Origin of the sequence: Rhizobium sp. PEPV16, assembly GCF_008919455.1 — a bacterium.
Lineage (GTDB): Bacteria > Pseudomonadota > Alphaproteobacteria > Rhizobiales > Rhizobiaceae > Rhizobium > Rhizobium leguminosarum_Q.
In genome coordinates, this window is sequence record NZ_VSZV01000325.1 from 19,582 (window position 1) to 38,273 (window position 18,692).

17 protein-coding genes and 5 tRNA genes are annotated in these 18,692 nt (G+C 60.7%); 12 read left to right on the top strand and 10 right to left on the bottom strand.

Features of this window, described 5'->3' with window-relative positions; genetic code table 11:
- Positions 1-126: 126 nt before the first annotated feature.
- Positions 127-885, bottom strand: a complete 759-nt coding sequence (locus FY112_RS21595; protein ID WP_151519250.1) for a DsbA family protein — start codon at positions 883-885, stop codon at positions 127-129.
- A gap of 209 nt (positions 886-1,094) precedes the next feature.
- On the opposite strand from FY112_RS21595, the gene FY112_RS21600 reads away from it, so the two are divergent.
- Positions 1,095-2,252, top strand: coding sequence for an aminotransferase class I/II-fold pyridoxal phosphate-dependent enzyme (locus FY112_RS21600; protein ID WP_151519251.1), 1,158 nt, complete (start codon positions 1,095-1,097; stop codon positions 2,250-2,252).
- 39 nt (positions 2,253-2,291) lie between these two features.
- On the opposite strand, the gene FY112_RS21605 is transcribed toward FY112_RS21600, so the two are convergent.
- On the bottom strand, positions 2,292-3,632 hold the full coding sequence (locus FY112_RS21605; protein ID WP_151519252.1) for a DUF2778 domain-containing protein: 1,341 nt from the start codon (positions 3,630-3,632) through the stop codon (positions 2,292-2,294).
- Between the two features lie 186 nt (positions 3,633-3,818).
- A complete protein-coding gene (phaC, locus tag FY112_RS21610) occupies positions 3,819-5,687 on the bottom strand; it encodes a class I poly(R)-hydroxyalkanoic acid synthase (RefSeq protein ID WP_246700725.1) in 1,869 nt (622 codons plus the stop codon).
- A 150-nt stretch (positions 5,688-5,837) separates the two neighbouring features.
- Here phaC and FY112_RS21615 point away from each other — a divergent pair, with 150 nt between their 5' ends.
- The 5 genes from FY112_RS21615 to recJ all read left to right on the top strand — a co-directional run bounded on the left by FY112_RS21615 (position 5,838) and on the right by recJ (position 11,492).
- Positions 5,838-6,251 (top strand): SHOCT domain-containing protein, encoded by a 414-nt coding sequence (locus FY112_RS21615; RefSeq protein ID WP_151519253.1) that lies wholly within the window; start codon positions 5,838-5,840, stop codon positions 6,249-6,251.
- A gap of 221 nt (positions 6,252-6,472) precedes the next feature.
- On the top strand, positions 6,473-7,690 hold the full coding sequence (locus FY112_RS21620) for an LL-diaminopimelate aminotransferase (RefSeq protein ID WP_027684874.1): 1,218 nt from the start codon (positions 6,473-6,475) through the stop codon (positions 7,688-7,690).
- Positions 7,691-7,751: 61 nt separating this feature from the next.
- Positions 7,752-9,077 (top strand): homoserine dehydrogenase, encoded by a 1,326-nt coding sequence (locus tag FY112_RS21625; protein WP_151519254.1) that lies wholly within the window; start codon positions 7,752-7,754, stop codon positions 9,075-9,077.
- A 163-nt stretch (positions 9,078-9,240) separates the two neighbouring features.
- Positions 9,241-9,498, top strand: coding sequence for a hypothetical protein (locus FY112_RS21630; protein WP_151519255.1), 258 nt, complete (start codon positions 9,241-9,243; stop codon positions 9,496-9,498).
- 191 nt (positions 9,499-9,689) lie between these two features.
- Complete coding sequence (recJ, locus tag FY112_RS21635) at positions 9,690-11,492, top strand: single-stranded-DNA-specific exonuclease RecJ (RefSeq protein ID WP_151519256.1); 1,803 nt, start codon at positions 9,690-9,692, stop codon at positions 11,490-11,492.
- A 48-nt stretch (positions 11,493-11,540) separates the two neighbouring features.
- Here recJ and FY112_RS21640 read toward each other — a convergent pair.
- The 5 genes from FY112_RS21640 to gloA form a co-directional block, all read right to left on the bottom strand.
- A tRNA-Glu gene (locus FY112_RS21640) sits at positions 11,541-11,615 on the bottom strand.
- Between the two features lie 176 nt (positions 11,616-11,791).
- Positions 11,792-11,866, bottom strand: a tRNA-Glu gene (locus tag FY112_RS21645).
- 76 nt (positions 11,867-11,942) lie between these two features.
- A tRNA-Glu gene (locus FY112_RS21650) sits at positions 11,943-12,017 on the bottom strand.
- Between the two features lie 197 nt (positions 12,018-12,214).
- Positions 12,215-13,285 carry a D-Ala-D-Ala carboxypeptidase family metallohydrolase gene (locus FY112_RS21655; RefSeq protein ID WP_151519257.1) on the bottom strand — a complete coding sequence of 357 codons (1,071 nt, stop codon included), beginning with the start codon at positions 13,283-13,285 and terminating at the stop codon, positions 12,215-12,217.
- A 166-nt stretch (positions 13,286-13,451) separates the two neighbouring features.
- Positions 13,452-13,892, bottom strand: coding sequence for a lactoylglutathione lyase (gene gloA, locus FY112_RS21660; RefSeq protein ID WP_012757288.1), 441 nt, complete (start codon positions 13,890-13,892; stop codon positions 13,452-13,454).
- Between the two features lie 195 nt (positions 13,893-14,087).
- Here gloA and FY112_RS21665 point away from each other — a divergent pair, with 195 nt between their 5' ends.
- Positions 14,088-14,666 carry a cold-shock protein gene (locus FY112_RS21665; RefSeq protein WP_012757289.1) on the top strand — a complete coding sequence of 193 codons (579 nt, stop codon included), beginning with the start codon at positions 14,088-14,090 and terminating at the stop codon, positions 14,664-14,666.
- A 2-nt stretch (positions 14,667-14,668) separates the two neighbouring features.
- A complete protein-coding gene (locus FY112_RS21670) occupies positions 14,669-15,157 on the top strand; it encodes a DUF192 domain-containing protein (protein WP_151519258.1) in 489 nt (162 codons plus the stop codon).
- 54 nt (positions 15,158-15,211) lie between these two features.
- Here FY112_RS21670 and FY112_RS21675 read toward each other — a convergent pair.
- Positions 15,212-15,288: transfer RNA gene (locus FY112_RS21675), tRNA-Pro, on the bottom strand.
- 642 nt (positions 15,289-15,930) lie between these two features.
- On the opposite strand from FY112_RS21675, the gene FY112_RS21680 reads away from it, so the two are divergent.
- From FY112_RS21680 to FY112_RS21690, 3 genes are all read left to right on the top strand, one after another.
- Positions 15,931-16,236, top strand: a complete 306-nt coding sequence (locus FY112_RS21680) for an ETC complex I subunit (protein ID WP_131629416.1) — start codon at positions 15,931-15,933, stop codon at positions 16,234-16,236.
- Positions 16,237-16,293: 57 nt separating this feature from the next.
- Positions 16,294-16,370, top strand: a tRNA-Arg gene (locus FY112_RS21685).
- A gap of 184 nt (positions 16,371-16,554) precedes the next feature.
- Positions 16,555-17,394, top strand: coding sequence for an isocitrate lyase/phosphoenolpyruvate mutase family protein (locus tag FY112_RS21690; RefSeq protein WP_151519259.1), 840 nt, complete (start codon positions 16,555-16,557; stop codon positions 17,392-17,394).
- Between the two features lie 328 nt (positions 17,395-17,722).
- Here the strand turns inward: FY112_RS21690 and FY112_RS21695 are convergent, their stop codons facing one another.
- Positions 17,723-18,013, bottom strand: a complete 291-nt coding sequence (locus FY112_RS21695; RefSeq protein ID WP_062943664.1) for a DUF982 domain-containing protein — start codon at positions 18,011-18,013, stop codon at positions 17,723-17,725.
- 406 nt (positions 18,014-18,419) lie between these two features.
- Here FY112_RS21695 and FY112_RS21700 point away from each other — a divergent pair, with 406 nt between their 5' ends.
- On the top strand, positions 18,420-18,599 hold the full coding sequence (locus FY112_RS21700; protein ID WP_003559012.1) for a hypothetical protein: 180 nt from the start codon (positions 18,420-18,422) through the stop codon (positions 18,597-18,599).
- Positions 18,600-18,692: the final 93 nt, after the last annotated feature.

An 18,692-nucleotide genomic window follows, 5' to 3' on the forward strand; every position in this document is an offset into this window, starting at 1 on the left:
AGACTCCGCGAAGGCTGAATGAAAGCCCTTACGGATTGCCCAGCGGCAATCGTGCCACATTTGTCCACATGGTTGAAACACTTCGATTTTGGCGATTTGATGGGCTATCGTTCGGCGGTTGATTGCTCAGCAGGCGGTCTTGCCGCAGCTGCGCATGTTCTTGACCTTGGCTTCGAGATCGTCGAGCCCGACGGCGCCCGGCACCAGTTCGTTGCCGATCACATAGGAGGGCGTGCCGCTGATGCCGAGACTGGAGGCGAGCTGGTAGGTCGCCTGGACGATCCCGTCATTCGGGCTCTTTGCCATCTCGGCGCGGATCTTGTCCTCGCTGACGCCGAGCGAAGCTGCGACCGCGACCGCTGTTTCGTCAGAGGCGCGGCCTTCGGTGCCGAGAAGGGCGACGTGGAAATCGGCATATTTCTCCGGTGCGAGCTTGCGGAAGGCGTCGGCCACCTTGTGGGCGGCGACAGAATCCGGTCCGAGGATCGGGAATTCCTTGAGGACGAAACGGACGTTCTTGTCCTTCTTCAGCATCGCCTGCATGTCGGGAAGCGCATGGCGGCAATAGCTGCAATTATAATCGAAGAATTCGACGACAGTGACATCGCCCTTGGGATTGCCGAGCGTGACGTCGTTCTTCGATTCGAAGATGTCGGTGCTGTTCTCTTCGATCGCCATATTGGCCTTCACCGACCGCTGGGCTTCCTGCTTCTTCTGCAGCGCATCCTGGACTTCGAGCATGATCTCGGGGTTATCGAGCAGGTATTGCTTGATGAATTCGCCGAACTCCTTCTTCTGCTGGTCGTCGAGCGCTGCCGCCGGAAGCGGAAGGGCGATCGATGCGGCAAGCGCCAGTGCGGTGAAGGTCTTCGGGAAGAATGCCATGATATCCTCGTCATCGGCGATATGGTCGTCTCTTCATCGAGAAGACCCGTCGCCGGGTTATGGACTTGAATGCGTCGCGTCAAGGTACGGTGCGTTCGGTTCTGCTCAAACCAGAATTTTTCGTCCCGCGCGGCCCTCGCGGGATTGTGATGAGCCGATTAATGCGGCAATTGTCGGGCCGTGACGCAGAAGCTGAGCGAGAAACGATCTTGTTTTCCATATCGAAACGCAGCGAAGTCGAGCCTTTTCACGCCATGGACGTCCTGGCGGAGGCGACGAAGCGGCGTGCGGCCGGCCATCCCGTCATCTCGATGGCGGTTGGCCAGCCCTCGCATCCGGCGCCTCAGGCGGCCCTCGAAGCAGCGCGCGCAGCCCTTGCCGAAGGCCGGATCGGTTATACCGATGCGCTGGGGACGGCACGGCTGAAATCGGCGCTTGCCTGGCACTACAAGGATCGCCACTGCCTGGAGATCGATCCCAAGCGCATCGCCATCACCACAGGTTCCTCGGCCGGCTTCAATCTCGCCTTCCTGTCGCTCTTCGATGCCGGCGATGCGGTGGCGATCGCAAGACCCGGTTATCCCGCCTATCGCAATATCCTCGGCGCGCTGGGTCTGAAGGTTCTCGAAGTGCCGGTAACGGCCGAGACCCACTTCACCCTGACGCCGCAAAGCCTCGAAGCGGCGCAGAAGGAAAGCGGCATCACGCTGAAAGGCGTGCTGCTCGCAAGCCCCGCCAACCCGACCGGTACGGTGACCGGCCGCGAGGGGCTGAAGGCGCTTTCGGATTACTGCGCGGCCCATTCCATCGCCTTCATCTCCGATGAAATCTACCACGGGCTGACCTTCGCCGGCGAGGAGGCGAGCGCGCTGGAACTGACCGACGAGGCGATCGTCATCAACTCTTTTTCTAAGTATTATTGCATGACCGGCTGGCGAATCGGCTGGATGGTACTGCCGGAACGCCTGGTTCGGCCGATCGAGCGGGTGGCGCAGAGCCTCTATATATCCCCGCCCGAGCTCTCCCAGATTGCCGCCACGGCCGCTCTCAGCGCCGGCGCCGAGCTCGATCGTTACAAGGCCAGTTACGCCGGCAACCGCGACTTGCTGATGCGGCGACTGCCGCAGATCGGGTTATCGATTGCCTCGCCCATGGACGGGGCCTTCTACGCCTATCTCGACGTCACCCGCTTCACCAATGACAGCATGGGCTTTGCCAAGCGCATGCTCGCGGAAATCGACGTCGCCGCCACGCCCGGTCTCGATTTCGATCCGCTGGAGGGAAATCGAACGCTGCGTCTGTCCTACGCGGGCTCGCAAGCGGAGATCGCCGAGGCGGTGGAGCGAATCGCAGCCTGGCTGAAGTAGCGTCCGATGCCGGGCAAGCGGCGGTGCGCTCTCCAATCCTCAGCTGCGCCGCGAAAACAGCGAGGCAAGCGTCGAAGACGGTTTATTGTTCAGCCGCGGCACCACGACGAGCTGCTTGATGTCGCCGCGTTTGTAGGCGGCGAGGAAGCGGCGGTAATCCTTGAAGGAGACGCAGCCGTTGGAATCGCCGTTCTTGCCGAGCATGTAGGTGTGGGCAAGCAGGCCGACACGGTCATAGATGGCGTCCGAACCCTCGATCGGTGTCAGCCGCAGCGCCTCGACGCCGTGGAAAAGGCTCTCGCGCATGGTAAGAACATAGGTGTGCGGCGGCGTCGGTCCGTGCATCTTCTTGTTGGCGAAACGCGGCTTGTCGCGCATCTTGCCGAGCCCGGAATGGGCCTCGAGCCGCTCGCCGTTCGGCAGATAGACGGTGCTGTTCTCGATGTCGTAGATCGCCACGCCTGCGCGCAGCTTCGGCGAGAAGACCGGCTTGTCGTAGCGCGGTACTGCATCGTCCTCGTCATCCTCGATCGGCGCGTTCGGCTGGGCGTAGGCAAGCACAGGCTCGCCAGAGCGCTCAGACCCCTTGGAGAGCGGTGTCGGTTTGCCGACGAGTCCGTCAGGACGCGCCATCGGCAGCGGCACCGAATCCTCGTTCGGCGCCAGCACGAGATCGAAGGGTGGCGCGTCTTCCGCGGCGGCGACGACCACCGGAGCTGGCTCCGATGCGGGAATGGAGGCCGTTTTGAGGGGAGATGCGGTTGGCTCGACCGGAGCCGGCGCGAGTTGCCGGGATCCTGCATCGGCAAGTGCCAGCAGGGTCGGGAGTTCGGCTGCGGCGACGGCTTCTTTCGAGGGAACGATGATCCGGTCGCCGTCGTCTTCTTCCGTCTCTGCCGAGGCGAGCTCGACCGCCGCCGCCGCAATCACATCGTCCTTGCGGAATTTGGCGCTGTCGGAGATCGCCGCCACGACCGGCTGTTCGGCAGCCATGGCGAGCCGATTGTTTTTGGCAAGAACCGCAAGCGCCGTTGCAGCGGCGGCGGTCTTTTCGGCATGGGATTGAATGAGGTTCGCCGTCAGCGGGACCTTCGGCTTCGCATCGAAGGCTGTCAGCCGGTCAGCCTTGCCGACATGGATCAGCCTCTCATGGCGCGGTGAAGGCGCCACCTTCGGCGCAGCCGCCACCTGTGCCAGGCGATCCGGCGGAGAATAGGGAGCGGCTATCGAGTGCATCGTCGCGAAGGTCGCGATCAGCCAGGTGGAGGTCAGAAATCCGGCGCCGACAACACCGTAAAGGAAACCGCGAGATCTGCGCCAACGGAAAGCAGATCCGCCAAGAGGGGTGACGTCATCGAACGTCCCGACCGCACACGCCATACTACACTCGTCTTTCAAACTCGCTACGCAGGCCGGCGGCACTGACTGACTACACTTCGCCGGGGCCGGTACAGGCGCAAATGGGCCGAATTTAGACCACCCACGACGTCCGGCTGTCTCGCAAGGATGACGAATTATGGTTTCTAATTTGTTTACGCGGCCTCAAAAAGAGATGTGTTTGGGCTCTCAGGCGCGCTCCATCACATAACTTCCGGGCGCTTCCTCGATGGCGTTCAACGCATCGCCACCGGGTTTGCGCGCCGGCACGCGTCTGCCGTCATGCGTCTCGATCCAGGCCTGCCAATGCGGCCACCATGAGCCTGGGGTCTCCGTCGCCTGTTCGAGCCAGGTCTCGTAGTCTCCCTTGGCGGGGCCGCCCGTCCAGAATTGATATTTCTTCCTGTCAGGCGGATTGACCACGCCGGCGATATGTCCCGAGCCGGTCACGACGAACTCCACCTTGCCGCCGAAGAACCGGCTGCCGAGGAAGACGGACTTGGCAGGGGCGATGTGATCCTCACGGGTGGCGAGATTATAGATCGGGATCTTGACGTCCTTCAGCGACACGGACTTGCCGTCGAGGATCATCTCGTTCTGCGTCAGCGCATTCTTGAGATAGCAATTGCGCAGGTAGAAGGCATGATTTGCCGCCGCCATGCGGGTCGAATCGGCGTTCCAGAACAACAGGTCGAAGGGCAGGGGATCCTGACCCTTGAGGTAGTTGTTGACGAAATAAGGCCAGATCAGCTCGGAGGCGCGCAGCATGTTGAAGGCCATCGACATCTTCGTGCCATCGAGATAGCCGGCCGCCTGCATATGCTCTTCGAGCGCTTCAAGCTGCTCCTCGTCGACGAAGATTTTGAGGTCGCCGGCATGGGTGAAGTCGACCTGGGTGGTGAAGAGTGTGGCGGTCTTGATGCGCTTGTTCTTCTCCTTGGCATGCAGTGCCAGTGTTGCCGCAAGCAGCGTGCCGCCGACGCAGTAGCCGACGGCGTTGACGTCCTTCTCGCCGGTCGCCTTCTCGACCGTTGCCAGCGCGAAATCGATGCCCTCGCGGGCATAGGCCGCCCAGTCCTTATCGGCGTGGCGCGCATCCGGGTTGACCCAGGAAATGACGAAGACCGTCTGACCCTGGTCGACGCACCATTTGATGAAGGATTTTTGCGGGTTGAGGTCGAGAATATAGAACTTGTTGATCCAGGGCGGGCAGATCAAAAGCGGCCGCTTCAGTACCGTTTCGGTCGAAGCCTCGTACTGGATGATCTGGCAGATGTCGTTCTGGGCGATCACCTTGCCGGGCGTCAGCGCCATATCGCGGCCGACGGCGAATTTTGTCATGTCGGTCTGGCGAAGGCGAAGGTCGCCATGTCCGGCAGCGATATCCTCGGCCAGCATCTTCATCCCGCGCACCAGATTGGCGCCGCTGGTCGCGATCGTCTCGCGGTAGAGCTGCGGATTGGTGACAATGAAGTTGGTCGGCGAAAGTGCCGCCGTAATCTGCTTCACGTAGAAGCCGGCCTTGTGTTTGGTGTGCTCGTCGAGGCCCTCGGTCTCCGACACCATCTTTTCTACCCAGTCGGTCGTGACGAAATAGACCTGGCGAAGAAAATCGAAGAACGGATTCTTCTCCCAGTCCTCGTCCGAGAAACGCTTGTCCTTGCGGGTGTCCGGCTCGGGAGGCGTGGGATCGCCCTGCATGCCGCGCGTGCCTTGCATGCGCTGCATCGAGCGCATCCAGATGCCGAAGAACGAGGACATCAGCTGCGTCTGTGCCTCGAAGGTGCGGCGCGGATCGGAAATCCAGTATTCGGTGACCTTGGAAAGCGTCTTGACCATGTCGGTCATCGGATCGGCGGCGCTTTCGCTGATCTCGCCGCGTTCGCGCGGCGCAAGCCAGGCAGATGCTGCTTGTCCGAGATTTTCGAGCGCCCGAGCGAAATTCATCGCCATGGCCTCAGGATCCTTCAGCAGATAGGGATCGAGATCGGTCGCGTCGAAGCCGGCCTTTTCGCCATTCTTTTGGCCGCCATTCTCCTGCTTGCTGTCGGTCACCATTTCCTCCGGCGGCAGCACCACTCTTTTTATCCATTCGTTGTACATCGTGATCGAACGAGAAAACAAGTTCCACCCGCATCGGCTCATGCTATTGCTTTGTGGCTGCGACAAATTTAACAGTCGAAGCAGTCAAAACTGGATTTTTGAGGCATGACGAAGAACGGCATTCGGCGCATCGCAACCTTCAACCGCACCGCACTGATCTGCGCCGCGGCGGCGATGGCTCTTGCCGGATGCAATCTGACGGCGGAACAAAAAGCCGCAGCCGCCGCCAAGCGAGCGGCGCCAACCGCCGTCGTCATGCCGGCCACCAAGGGCGATGCGGCCGAGGGCGGCCTTGCAAAATACCCGGACGGCTATCCGAATTTCGGCGCGCCGCTGACCGCCGCCAATGTCCAGATGAGCGACGAGCAGGCGGCCGAACTGCAGCATCAGCTGACGGCTCTGGCCGCCCGGCGCAAGGCAGGCGCGATCTCGGAAGCCGAATATCAGGCCAAGGTCGCCGAAATGCGGCGTCTCGCCGCCGAGCACGGCACGGATACGCTGTCTGAAATCTCCAAATAGACCTTGCCTTTCAGGCAATTTGGACGCAAAGCCTTCGGCAAGGATCGGAAGATACAATTTTCCCGATAAAGCGCGTTACGCGGCCTTTCCGTCAAAGATTCGCCGCGTCGCTTGGGTCTGATGAATACGGCGTTGCGATTCTGAAGTTCGTGTCGCAGCCGCCGGGAGACGGAACGAACTTCGACTGCGGCCCGAAATGCCGCCTTTCCATGGGGAATGAGATGGAAGAGTTTCACAAAGTCCGGCGTTTGCCGCCTTATGTTTTCGAACAGGTCAACCGTTTGAAGGCAAGCGCGCGAGCGGGCGGCGCCGATATCATCGATCTCGGCATGGGAAACCCCGACCTTCCCACTCCCCAGTCGATCGTCGACAAGCTGTGCGAGGTCGTGCAGGATCCGCGCACGCACCGCTATTCCTCTTCCAAGGGCATTCCGGGCCTGCGCCGCGCCCAGGCCGCCTATTATGCCCGCCGTTTCGGCGTCAAGCTCAACCCGGATACCCAGGTGGTCGCCACCTTGGGCTCCAAGGAAGGCTTCGCCAACATGGCGCAGGCAATCACCGCGCCGGGCGACGTGATCCTCTGCCCGAACCCCACCTATCCGATCCACGCCTTCGGCTTCCTGATGGCGGGCGGCGTGATCCGTTCCATGTCGGTGGAGCCGGATGCGAGCTTCTTCGAGCCGCTGGAACGGGCGGTCCGGCATTCGATCCCGAAGCCCTTGGCGCTGATCCTCAACTATCCCTCGAACCCGACGGCTTTTGTCGCGACGCTCGATTTCTACAAGGACGTCATCGCCTTTGCGAAAAAGCACGACATCATCGTGCTTTCCGACCTCGCCTATTCGGAAATCTACTTCGACGGCTCCCCGCCGCCGTCGGTTCTCGAAGTGCCGGGTGCAATGGACGTGACCGTCGAGTTCACCTCGATGTCGAAGACCTTTTCCATGCCCGGCTGGCGCATGGGCTTTGCCGTCGGCAACGAGCGGCTGATCGCGGCGCTCACCCGCGTCAAGTCCTATCTCGACTACGGCGCCTTCACGCCGATCCAGGTGGCGGCGACGCATGCGCTGAACGGCGATGGCTCCGACATTGCGGAAGTCCGCAACGTCTATAAGCGCCGCCGCGACGTCATGGTCGAAAGCTTCGGCAAGGCCGGGTTCGACGTGCCGCCGCCGGCTGCGACGATGTTCGCCTGGGCGAAGATCCCGGAAAAGTTCCGTCATCTCGGTTCGCTGGAATTCTCCAAGCTGCTGGTCGAGAAGGCCGACGTCGCCGTTGCCCCGGGCATCGGCTTCGGCGAAATGGGCGACGACTACGTCCGTCTGGCGCTTGTCGAAAACGAACACCGCATCCGCCAGGCTGCGCGCAACATCAAAAAGTTCATGTCGACGGCAGACGAGACGATGCACAACGTCATCTCGCTGAACGCACACCGCTAATCCAACCATTGGGCAGCCGCGTCATGCGGCTGCCACCACACAGACATTTCAGGATCGATCCATGGCAGATGCCCTCAAAATCGGCATTGCGGGCTTGGGCACCGTTGGCGCCTCGCTTGTCCGCATCATTCAGCAGAAAAGCAACGAGCTTGCCGTCACCTGCGGGCGTCCGATCACCATCACGGCCGTCTCGGCCCGTGACAAGGCAAGGGACCGCGGCATCGATCTTTCCGCTGTTACCTGGTTCGACCGGCCGGAGGAGCTTGCCGAAAAGGGCGATATCGACGTCTTCGTCGAGCTGATGGGCGGCACCGAAGGGGCGGCCAACGTCTCGGTGCGTACGGCACTCCAGCGTGGTCTCCATGTGGTGACAGCCAACAAGGCGCTGCTTGCCTATCACGGCGTCGAGCTTGCAACGATCGCCGAGGAGAAGGGGTCGCTGCTGAACTTCGAGGCGGCGGTCGCCGGCGGCATCCCGGTCATCAAGGCGCTGCGTGAATCGCTGACGGGCAATTCCGTCTCGCGCATCTATGGCATCATGAACGGCACCTGCAATTATATCCTGACCAAGATGGAGAAGGAGGGGCTTTCCTTCGCCGAATGCCTGAAGGAGGCGCAGCGGCTGGGTTATGCCGAGGCCGATCCGGCCTTCGATATCGAGGGCAACGACACGGCCCACAAGCTTTCCATCCTGACGACGCTCGCCTTCGGCAATCAGATCGCGGCCGACGACATCTACCTCGAAGGCATCACCAACATCTCGATCGAGGATATCCACGCCGCTGCCGAACTCGGTTATCGCATCAAGCTCTTGGGCGTTGCCCAGCGCACCGATACCGGCATCGAGCAGCGCGTCCATCCCACAATGGTGCCGGTCGATTCGGTCATCGCCCAGGTCGACGGCGTCACCAATGCGGTGGCGATCGAATCCGACGTGCTCGGCGAACTGCTGATGGTCGGCCCTGGCGCCGGCGGCAATGCCACGGCCTCGTCGGTGCTCGGCGATATCGCCGATATCGCCAAGAGCCAGCCGGGCGCCCAGCGCGTGCCGGTGCTCGGCCATCCCGCGGCGACGCTGGAACCCTACCGCAAAGCGCAGATGCAGAGCCACGAGGGCGGCTATTTCATCCGCCTGACCGTGCTCGACCGCACCGGCGTCTTTGCCAGCGTCGCAACCCGCATGGCCGAAAACAACATCTCGCTGGAATCGATCGTCCAGCGCTCCAAGCAGCATCTGGCGCCATCGCACCACCAGACGATCATTCTCGTCACCCATGCGACGATGGAAGAGTCGGTGCGCAAGGCAGTCGCCTCGATCAAGTCGGAAGGTTACCTCTTCGGCGAGCCGCAGGTGATTCGCATCGAGCGGCCGAAAGAGGAAGGCTGACCTCTTTTTTTGCCACAATCCGGGATAGCTGACCCGCTCTGTGCACGCAGGGCGGGTTTTATTATTGCCTGTTTAGCCGCTCTCACGAAAACTTATATTAACAGATACCGAAACATTGATATAAATAAGCCGGGAGAGGGAGTCGCCGGCTTTGGAGAATTTCGTGAACAAGGACAGCCATGCCGGGAAGGGGTATGGTCGCCCGGAAGAGGAACCTCCCGACCATTCTGGTGTGTTTGAGGACGTTCCCGAGACGAACCGTGATGAGGCTCGTGACCACCCCTCGGACGAGGCCTCGAATGAGGCCTATGACGACGACGAAAGCCCGGAAGGCCGTAACTGGGCCATTCTTCTTACCCTCTTCTCCGTTATCCTGGTGCAACTGGCCGGCATCGCCCTGATCGTCTGGGCGGTATTCTAAAGCGTGTCGTGATCTTTCAGATTCGCTCTCGCGCTTTAGGTCTTTATTTTTACGCATGTCGTTTTCGCAAAATCGCTGCACACTTTTGTTTTGCGCGACATGCTTTGGTAAAAATCCGTGTCTGCAAATCCATCGCTATGTTATCTCCGCTGCTCCTGTAGAAAGAGCAGATGAAGTCAGCGGAGTGTGGCATGGCAGATCTCGTCGACCCGGTACAGCGCGCATTTCTCGGCGTGGAGAAATCCGCGCTCGACAATCGCTGGGTCGCACGGCTGGACCAGGCCGGGCAGAACCGCGCCCTGGCCATGTCGCAAATCCACGGACTGCCGGATCTGATCGCCCGGGTGCTTGCCGGGCGCGGCGTGACGGTAGACGAGGCGATCGAATTCCTCGATCCGACGATCCGCAGCCTGATGCCAGATCCCCATAGGCTGACCGATTGCGAAAATGCCGCGGCCCGCCTCCTGCGCGCCATCGAGCGCGGCGAGAGCGTCGCGATCTTCGGCGACTACGACGTCGACGGCGCCGCCTCCTCGGCGCTGATGTTTCGTTTTCTCAGCCATTTCGGCGTCAAGGCGACCATCTATATTCCCGACCGCGTCTTCGAAGGTTACGGTCCCAACCCGGCGGCGATCACCCAGTTGATCGATAACGGTGCCCAGCTGATCGTCACCGTCGATTGCGGCTCCACCAGCCACGAGGCGCTGGCCGCCGCTGCCGCGCGCGCTATCGATGTCGTCGTCATCGATCACCACCAGGTGACACATGAGCTGCCGCCCTGCCATGCGCTGGTCAACCCGAACCGCGAGGACGATCTCTCGGGGCAGGGGCATCTTTGCGCCGCCGGCGTCGTCTTCATGGTGCTGGTCGCGACGCTCCGGCTGCTGCGCGCGGCCGGCAATAAGCGCATCCTGGCGCTCGACCTGCTGCAATGGCTTGACATCGTGGCTCTTGCGACGGTCTGCGATGTCGTGCCGCTGAAGGGCCTCAACCGCGCCTATGTGGTGAAGGGGCTAGTCGCTGCCCGCCACCAGAGCAATGCCGGGCTTGCCGCACTCTTCCGCAAGGCGGGGCTCGCCGGCCCGGTGACGCCCTATCATTTCGGCTTCCTGATCGGCCCGCGCATCAATGCCGGCGGGCGGATCGGCGACGCGGCACTCGGAAGCCGGCTGCTGACGCTTGATGACGCCGGCGAGGCGGATGTGATCGCGCAGCGCCTGGACGAGCTCAACCGCGAGCGCCAGGCGATGGAGGCGATCATGCTGCAGGAGGCCGAAGCCGAGGCGCTTGCCGAATATGGCGACGGCGAGGGTGCCTCCGTCATCGTCACCGCCCATGAGAAATGGCATCCCGGCATCGTCGGGCTGATCGCGGCGCGGCTGAAGGAAAAATTCAAACGTCCCGCTTTCGCGATCGCCTTCGATCCTTCCGGCCGCGGCACCGGCTCGGGCCGCTCGATCAACGGCTTCGACATGGGCAGGATGGTTCGGGCTGCGGTCGACGAGGGTCTGCTCGTCAAAGGCGGCGGCCACGCCATGGCCGCGGGGCTGACGGTCGAGCGCGCCAATCTCGGCAGGCTGAGAACCTTCTTCACGGAGAAGGCCGAGAGGACGGTGGCCAGCCTCGTCGCCAACGAAACGCTGAAGATCGACGGTGCGATCGGCGCAAGCGGCGCCACCCTCGAACTCATCGACCGCCTGGAGGCTGCCGGCCCCTATGGTTCGGGCCACGCACAGCCGCTCTTTGCCGTGCCGGCGCATAGGGTGCGAGACGCCCGCCTGGTCGGTGAGAAACATGTGAAGGTGACGCTGGAGGCCATGGACGGATCGCGGCTTGACGGCATCGCCTTCCGCGCCGCCGATACGGCGCTCGGCAATCTTCTCATCAATTCGCGCGGCGCCAGCCTGCATGTCGCCGGTTCGCTCGGTGCCGATCATTACCAGGGCGCACGCCGCATCCAGCTCCGCGTCTGCGATGCTGCGCCGGCGAAATAGAACGGTCGCGCAAGGCGCTGACGATGTGAAGTGTCAAGGGAGAGAAAGTGGTACGCCCTAGGGGAGTCGAACCCCTCTTCCCAGAATGAAAATCTGGTGTCCTAACCGATAGACGAAGGGCGCGTCCTTCGTGGTGGCGCCCTTATAGTCAGCACCTTCGAAGGCCGCAAGCGCCAAGGCGCGAAAAAATCATCGTTTTCGCCGATTTTTTCGCTGCTGTGGAAAACATTGTATCGTGAGGTGACGGAGCCGGGAAGATAAGCCAGCGGGCTGGTTTAGGGGCGATTGCGCAAACCTGATGGTACGCCCTAGGGGAGTCGAACCCCTCTTTACAGAATGAGAATCTGTCGTCCTAACCGATAGACGAAGGGCGCGCAGCCAGCCACGTTAAAATAGAAGCGCGCGCCGGCTTCTGCAAGCGGAAGTGTTGGCTTCTATATCGAGAGAAAGTGGTACGCCCTAGGGGAGTCGAACCCCTCTTCCCAGAATGAAAATCTGGTGTCCTAACCGATAGACGAAGGGCGCTTCCTTCGTGGTGGCGCCCTTATAGTCAGGCGTTTTGAATCCCGCAAGCGGAATTGCGGTTTTCTTTCAAAAAAATGACAGGAAATCCGACTGTCTTCGTGAAGCCGATTATTGAAGCTGAATCAATAGGCTGCCGGTTGTTTCTTTGACGAGACGCGGCGGCGCTGCCGTAACGTAATGCGGAAATCGCGCGGCCGTCAGATCGCTCTCGCCGTCGTTATCGGTGCGCGCTTGCCGCCGCAGCCCCAGTTCCAGTCGCGGGTTTTGCCGGTGTCGAGGTGAACCGAATCCGTGTGGCAGTAGGTGCCGACGCCGCCGCGGTCCGGCAACGAGCGGATATAGGTGGCGATATCCCATTTCGTCACACCGTCGATCTGGATGTCGGCGGCCTCGCAGCTCTTGTGCATCGATTCGTCGGCGCCGCCGACGAGGCGGTTATGCTCTTCGTCACGGTAGCCGGAGGTAACGATAACAGGCCGGCCGAAATGACTTTCGACCATCTTGATCACTTTCAGCAGGTCGGGCTTGAAGCAGCCAACCTCGACCTTTTCGTTCTGGAGATGCAGCCCGTTCGGCGCGATACGCGTCATGCCGGGCAGGGCCGCCTTGTGCAGCAGGCCCGAGAGGCTGCCGAGCAGGTTTTGCTTCGGCGCGCTGTAGAGCGCGTTCATCGTCGAGGTCGGAATGCTGCCCGTCGCCAGCGACGCCGTTTGCACGGGCGCTAGCTGCGTGCTGCTATTCTGCGAGGATTGCTGCGGCAGCACCGGCTCCGCCGGCTGTTGGGGCACGGGCGGCTGGCTGTAGACGCTGCTTCGCGCAGGTGCTGCACCTTCCGCCGGCACATAGGCCTGCGGCTGAATGACGGTGGACGTGCTGTTGTTCTGCGGCGCCGGCTGGTGATCGGAAAAGATGCTCATGGCCTGCGCGTTGATCCCGGTCGACTGCAGGACGAGCCCGCCAATATTGGCAGGCGCCGCCATTGCCGAGCCGGCGGGCGGGACGGCTGCATTCGGACCTTGTGCCACGACCTGAGGCGCGGCCTGGACGCCGGAGACGTTGACGAGCCGAGGATCGGTATAGACCGAACGTGGGGCAGGGCTTGCAGGCGCTGCCGTGGCGAGCTGCGGTGCTGCTGCGGCCGGCACAGCCGGAACCACCGCTGCCGAATCGAGCGCCTTCTTGTCCGACGCGCAGCCGGACAGCGCCAGCACCGAGGTGGCGATCAGCAACGCGCCCGTCACGGGCATCCGCATCTGCATCTTACGCAAGCGACAGTCTCCAGTTGATGCGAAAAACAAGCGAAACACGCTTCTCTTCCGCTTCGAGTCGTCAGGAGATTGCCTGCGGCGTCGGATCGCGGCAAGCGCCGAGGCGCCGGCCAGACCCGAAATCGAAAAAGCCGCAAGCCTCGCAAAAGCCTTGCGGCGAAAACCCTTACCAGGCGCCGGTATTGCCCATCGAGGCCCAGGGCTCGGCGGCCGGAAGCGGGCTGCCCTTCTGCAGGATTTCGATCGAGATGCCGTCGGGCGAGCGCACGAAGGCCATGTTCCCGTCGCGCGGCGGCCGGTTGATGGTGATGCCATTGTCCATCAGATTTTGGCAGGTGGCGTAAATATCGTCGACCTCATAAGCGAGGTGGCCGAAATTGCGACCTCCGCTATAATCTTCCGTGTCCCAATTGTAGGTAAGCTCGAGGCAGGGAGCTTTTTCGCTGCGCGCACGGTCGAGATCGTCGCGAGCAGCCAGGAAAACCAGGGTAAAACGGCCCTTCTCATTTTCGTGGCGGCGAATCTCCTCCAGCCCGAAAAGCGTAGTGTAAAAGGTGAGTGAGGCGTCGAGGTCTTTGACGCGCACCATTGTATGAAGATAACGCATTCTATTTACTCCTTTATTGGGGCTAGCTTTTTTCGGCGAGCCGAGGTCAGCTTCGGGCAAGTCATCTTTATAAAATGTGCACCTGGGAATAACCGAAAACTAGGACTTGCGCTTATCCGTTACCAAGATGTTAATCTTGATTTCAAGAATCAGTTAACCGTAACAGTGTGACGCGTATTCGAGGGGCTGGCGACAATGGCTGACAGGATTTCATCGAACGAATACTCCGATCTCGACGAGCTATCAGGAGAGGCGGTCGATCTTGTTGAAATCACCGGAGTCGTCAAGTGGTTCGACGTCGCCAAGGGTTTCGGCTTCATCGTGCCCGACAACGGCATGCAGGATGTTCTCCTGCACGTGACCTGCCTGCGCAGAGACGGTTACCAGACGATCCTCGAGGGAACGCGCATCGTCGCCCTCATCCAGCGCCGTGAGCGCGGCTATCAGGCTTTCAAGATCCTCTCGATGGACCAGTCGACCGCGGTTCATCCCTCGCAGCTGCCGCCGGTGCGCACGCATGTGCAGGTTACCGCGACGAGCGGCCTCGAGCGTGCGCTGGTCAAGTGGTTCAACCGCACCAAGGGCTTCGGCTTCCTGACGCGCGGCGAGGGCACCGAAGATATCTTCGTGCACATGGAGACGCTGCGCCGCTTCGGCCTGACGGAGCTTCGCCCCGGCCAGGTGGTTCTCGTCCGCTTCGGCGACGGCGAAAAGGGCCTGATGGCCGCAGAGATCCATCCCGACGTTCCGAGCCCGGCCAGCCGGTCGCACTGAATATGCGCGGCCTAATCCTATTTGATGCTATCAGAAGCGCCATCCTGGCGCTTTTTTTCATGGTTGCGCTACCGGCGTTCGCTGACGAGGAGATGCGGTTCGACAAGGAGCCGCTGCTCATCCAGACCGCTGCGGGCAAGGTGCTGCATTTCACCGTCGAGATCGCCGCGACCCCGGATCAGCGCGCCCGCGGACTGATGTTTCGCAGGACGATGGCCGATGATGCCGGCATGATCTTCGATTTCGACCAGCCGCGGCGCGTCACCATGTGGATGGTAAACACCATCCTGCCGCTCGACATGCTTTTTGCCGACCACACCGGCACGATCCGCCATATCAAGGAAAAGGCAGTGCCCTATTCGCGCGACATCATCGATTCGATGGTTGCGGTGAAATACGTTGTCGAACTCAACGCCGGCATCGTCGCCAAACTCGGAATCAAGCCGGGCGACAGGATCGTCAGCGCCACGACGACGAAGAAGGCGAAGTGACGGCGTGTGCCGCGGTGCACCTGCCAAGGAATTCAAAAATATCGGGATATTGAATGGTCGGAGTGGAGAGATTCGAACTCCCGACCCTCTGGTCCCAAACCAGATGCGCTACCAGGCTGCGCTACACTCCGTGCCGTGAATGGCAGGGGAGATACACGGTTCACTTCGCCGTCGCAACCCATAAATCCAGCTCTGACCGAAGATTCCTCGCCAGACCTGTGGATGCAAGACAGAAAAATCTTGATAGGTCGCCAGCCTGCTTGCCAGGCGCACAAGTTCGGTCTGTCTGGCGCAATTGTACGTCAGCACAAGGCTCCCTTAGCCGTGGGCGATCAGGCCGATATATTGGGCGTAGCTGATGGCAACGTAGAAGAACGCCGTGATGCTAGCGCCTATCACAATGGCATTGAACTCCGCCGAACGTCTCATCATGAGCTGCAAATCCACTGAAATTGATTGAGCCGTAAACTAGTGCCGAGGGAAGGCAGCGGCAATCAGGTTGTGATCACAAGGTGAGACAAGCGGAAATATTGCGAAATCCGGCCGGCAATCACCGGATTTGAAAGGGAGGCGGTGTCGACCGTTATGCGAACGGAGTCGGCAGCCGTGTCGCACACCGCCTTTTTTCTTGAAAAAGCGGGGATTCGCGGCTAAGCAAAATTCATCTCTTGGCATTATCCTCAGCGATGATGCCAAGGCCCGAGAATGGGCCGGCAACGGGATTGAGACCATAAAAGGCGGGCGCTGCCCGCATAGTCGGAGACGCTGCAGTCATGTCTGCCAAGATCTATCGTCCAGCCAAGACCGCCATGCAGTCCGGCAAGGCCAAGACCCATCTCTGGGTGCTTGAATACGATCAGGAGTCGGCGCGCAAGATCGATCCGATCATGGGCTACACTTCCTCGGGTGATATGCGCCAGCAGGTGAGGCTCACCTTCGAAACGCAGGAACTCGCCGAAGCCTACGCCCAGCGCAGCGGCATCGAATACCGCGTCATCGCACCGAAGGATCCGGTTCGCCAGGTCGTCGCCTATCCGGACAATTTCCGCTATACGCGCACGCAGCCCTGGACGCATTGAGATTTCTGGTCCAGATATGCCGCATCCGGTCGCGCTCGTGAGACGCGGCCGCCGGACGGCCCCTTAGCTCAGCTGGATAGAGCACCTGCCTTCTAAGCAGGTTGTCGCAGGTTCGATTCCTGCAGGGGTCGCCACCATTTCAAGTGTCCGTACCGAAGAGATGGGTAACAGCTGGTTTCGGCCTCTGGTGCGGACTCATGTCTGGTCCAGCGGCCCGAGCGGACATTGTCGCTATTCTCGCCGAAGCAAGTTTGTGAGCTTGTTCATATTTCGTTCCCATGGTGCTACTCTCACCCTCAGTGACCGCAAGAGGCATTTATGGATCAATGGGCCAAGTTCGAGCGACTGAAGGCACTTCACCAGGGAGACAGCGCCTTTGTCATCCCCAACCCATGGGACGCCGGTTCGGCTCGTCTTCTCGCAAGCCTTGGCTTCGAGGCGCTCGCGACCACCAGCGCGGGTTACGCCTTTTCTAAAGGCAAGTTGGATTCATTCGCGAGCCTTGGGCGGGATGAGGTACTTGAGAACGCCGCCGAGATCGTTGGCGCTGCCGATCTTCCTGTCTCTGCTGATCTTGAAGATGGCTTCGGTGCATCGCCAGAAACCTGTGCGGAAACCATCCGCTTGGCCTGCGAAATCGGACTTGTCGGCGGATCGATCGAAGACGCAACAGGCAATTCTGCTGCCCCGATCTACGAGCTGTCGCAAGCCGTCGAGCGCATCCATGCTGCAGCAGAGGCTGCACGCGGTCTGCCTTTCCTACTCACGGCGCGGGCGGAGAACTATCTTTGGGAGAGACCCGATCTGGACGATACCATCGAACGGCTGCAGGCGTTTTCGGCCGCTGGGGCAGATGTGCTTTACGCCCCCGGCTTGCCTGATATCGAGGCAATCAGAACCATTTGCGCGGCCGTGGACAAGCCAGTCAACGTGGTCATGGGTTTGAAAGGGCGAAAATACTCTGTTGCCGAACTGTCGAGCGTCGGCGTGCGCCGCGTGAGTGTCGGCGGCTCTTTCGCGCGGGCCGCGCTGGGGGCGTTGATGCGCGCCGCTATGGAGGTCAAAACAGCCGGTACGTTTGAGTATGCCGACGACGCGCTCTCCGCTGCATTCGCCAGCCAACTGATGTCACGGGAGAAGCGCCAGGACAGGCTATGAGTTGGGCAGAACCAAAGTCGAGAAGCAAGCTTTCTTCAAGGGACCGCTGCGGCGGTTAGTTTGTCGTCAGCAGGACGACCCGGACGGAACGTCACGGTGGCTTTCTTCGCGCGGATGAAACCATCCAGCCCGTAACAGGGTCGGAGCTCGATTTCGATGTCTTCTGGTCCTTTTGGCAGGGCATAGTAGCTGGCTCCGGCTCGAATTCGGCAGTCGTTCCGTTATTCGCCAAAGCTCAGGAACGCGGTGCCCATATCTGTTCGAGCGGCGAATTTGCACTGCTCGAGCGTTTTCCGCAAATTCTTCCCTGGAATCTGCTCGAGCGATCTCAGTGAACGACCGAGAGGTAGCGGATGCCGGCTTCATCAGCCGCTCTCATCAGCGCTTCCCGTGCGGCATTTGGGGGCGTGGTGCCGCGGATGGCGTCGAGGCATGTCCTCACCGCCACGACATATTCCTCGCCGTCATCGCCGGGCCATTCGGAAATGAGCATGGTGGCTGCGTCGCCGAGGGTCCTGACGACGCTGTATTTTTCCTGGCCGCTCATGAGGATCCTCAGTGCGGGAAACTGATGCGATGTGTACCGATTCATGACATTTGGTCCTTGCATCATAAACATATTAGTAACTCTGCAAGAAGTGTTCCAACCAGCGCTGCAGGATGATTATCCTCTATGAATCGGCAAAAGCAGTCGGCAACGCCTCTCCAGGCAGGAAGCCGGGAACTTGTTTTAAACACATTGCCGTCATATTGATTCATCTATCGAAATTGCTTGTCGAGCTTGGTTGCGCCTTGGCGTCCCAGCTGATCTTTCCTTTCAAAATCGATTTCTGCGCCGTCCGGCAGCCGCCGGAGGGTGATTGTCATGCCGGTTGAGGGGGGATCGTCATGAACGCAGGCAATTCTTTGATCGACACAAGCCTCCGCCCACACCCATCGTCGCTGCCTGATATGCCTTCGGTCTTTGACCGCGGATGTCAGCGGCGGCATTCCGGCTGGGTTTTCCAGCCATTGAGGAGAATTTCATGAGCAAGACCAATGCAGAGGCACTGTTGCGCAAAGCGCAGCGCCAGGTTGCCAATACCAGCGGCGGTGGCCATCTCGGCGGCACCAACTTCGGTCAGGGCAATGATGCCAAGACCTCGTCCGGAAGCGGCAATCGCCCGGCGGGCAAGGGTCGGCCGCCAGCTGGCGGCAAACGCTGACTATAAAGCCGCGCGTCTTTTCCGATTTAAGGAACTATGCAGAGGTTGCAGCATCGCGATTGAAGACAGCCCCGCCAAAATGGCGGGGTTTCT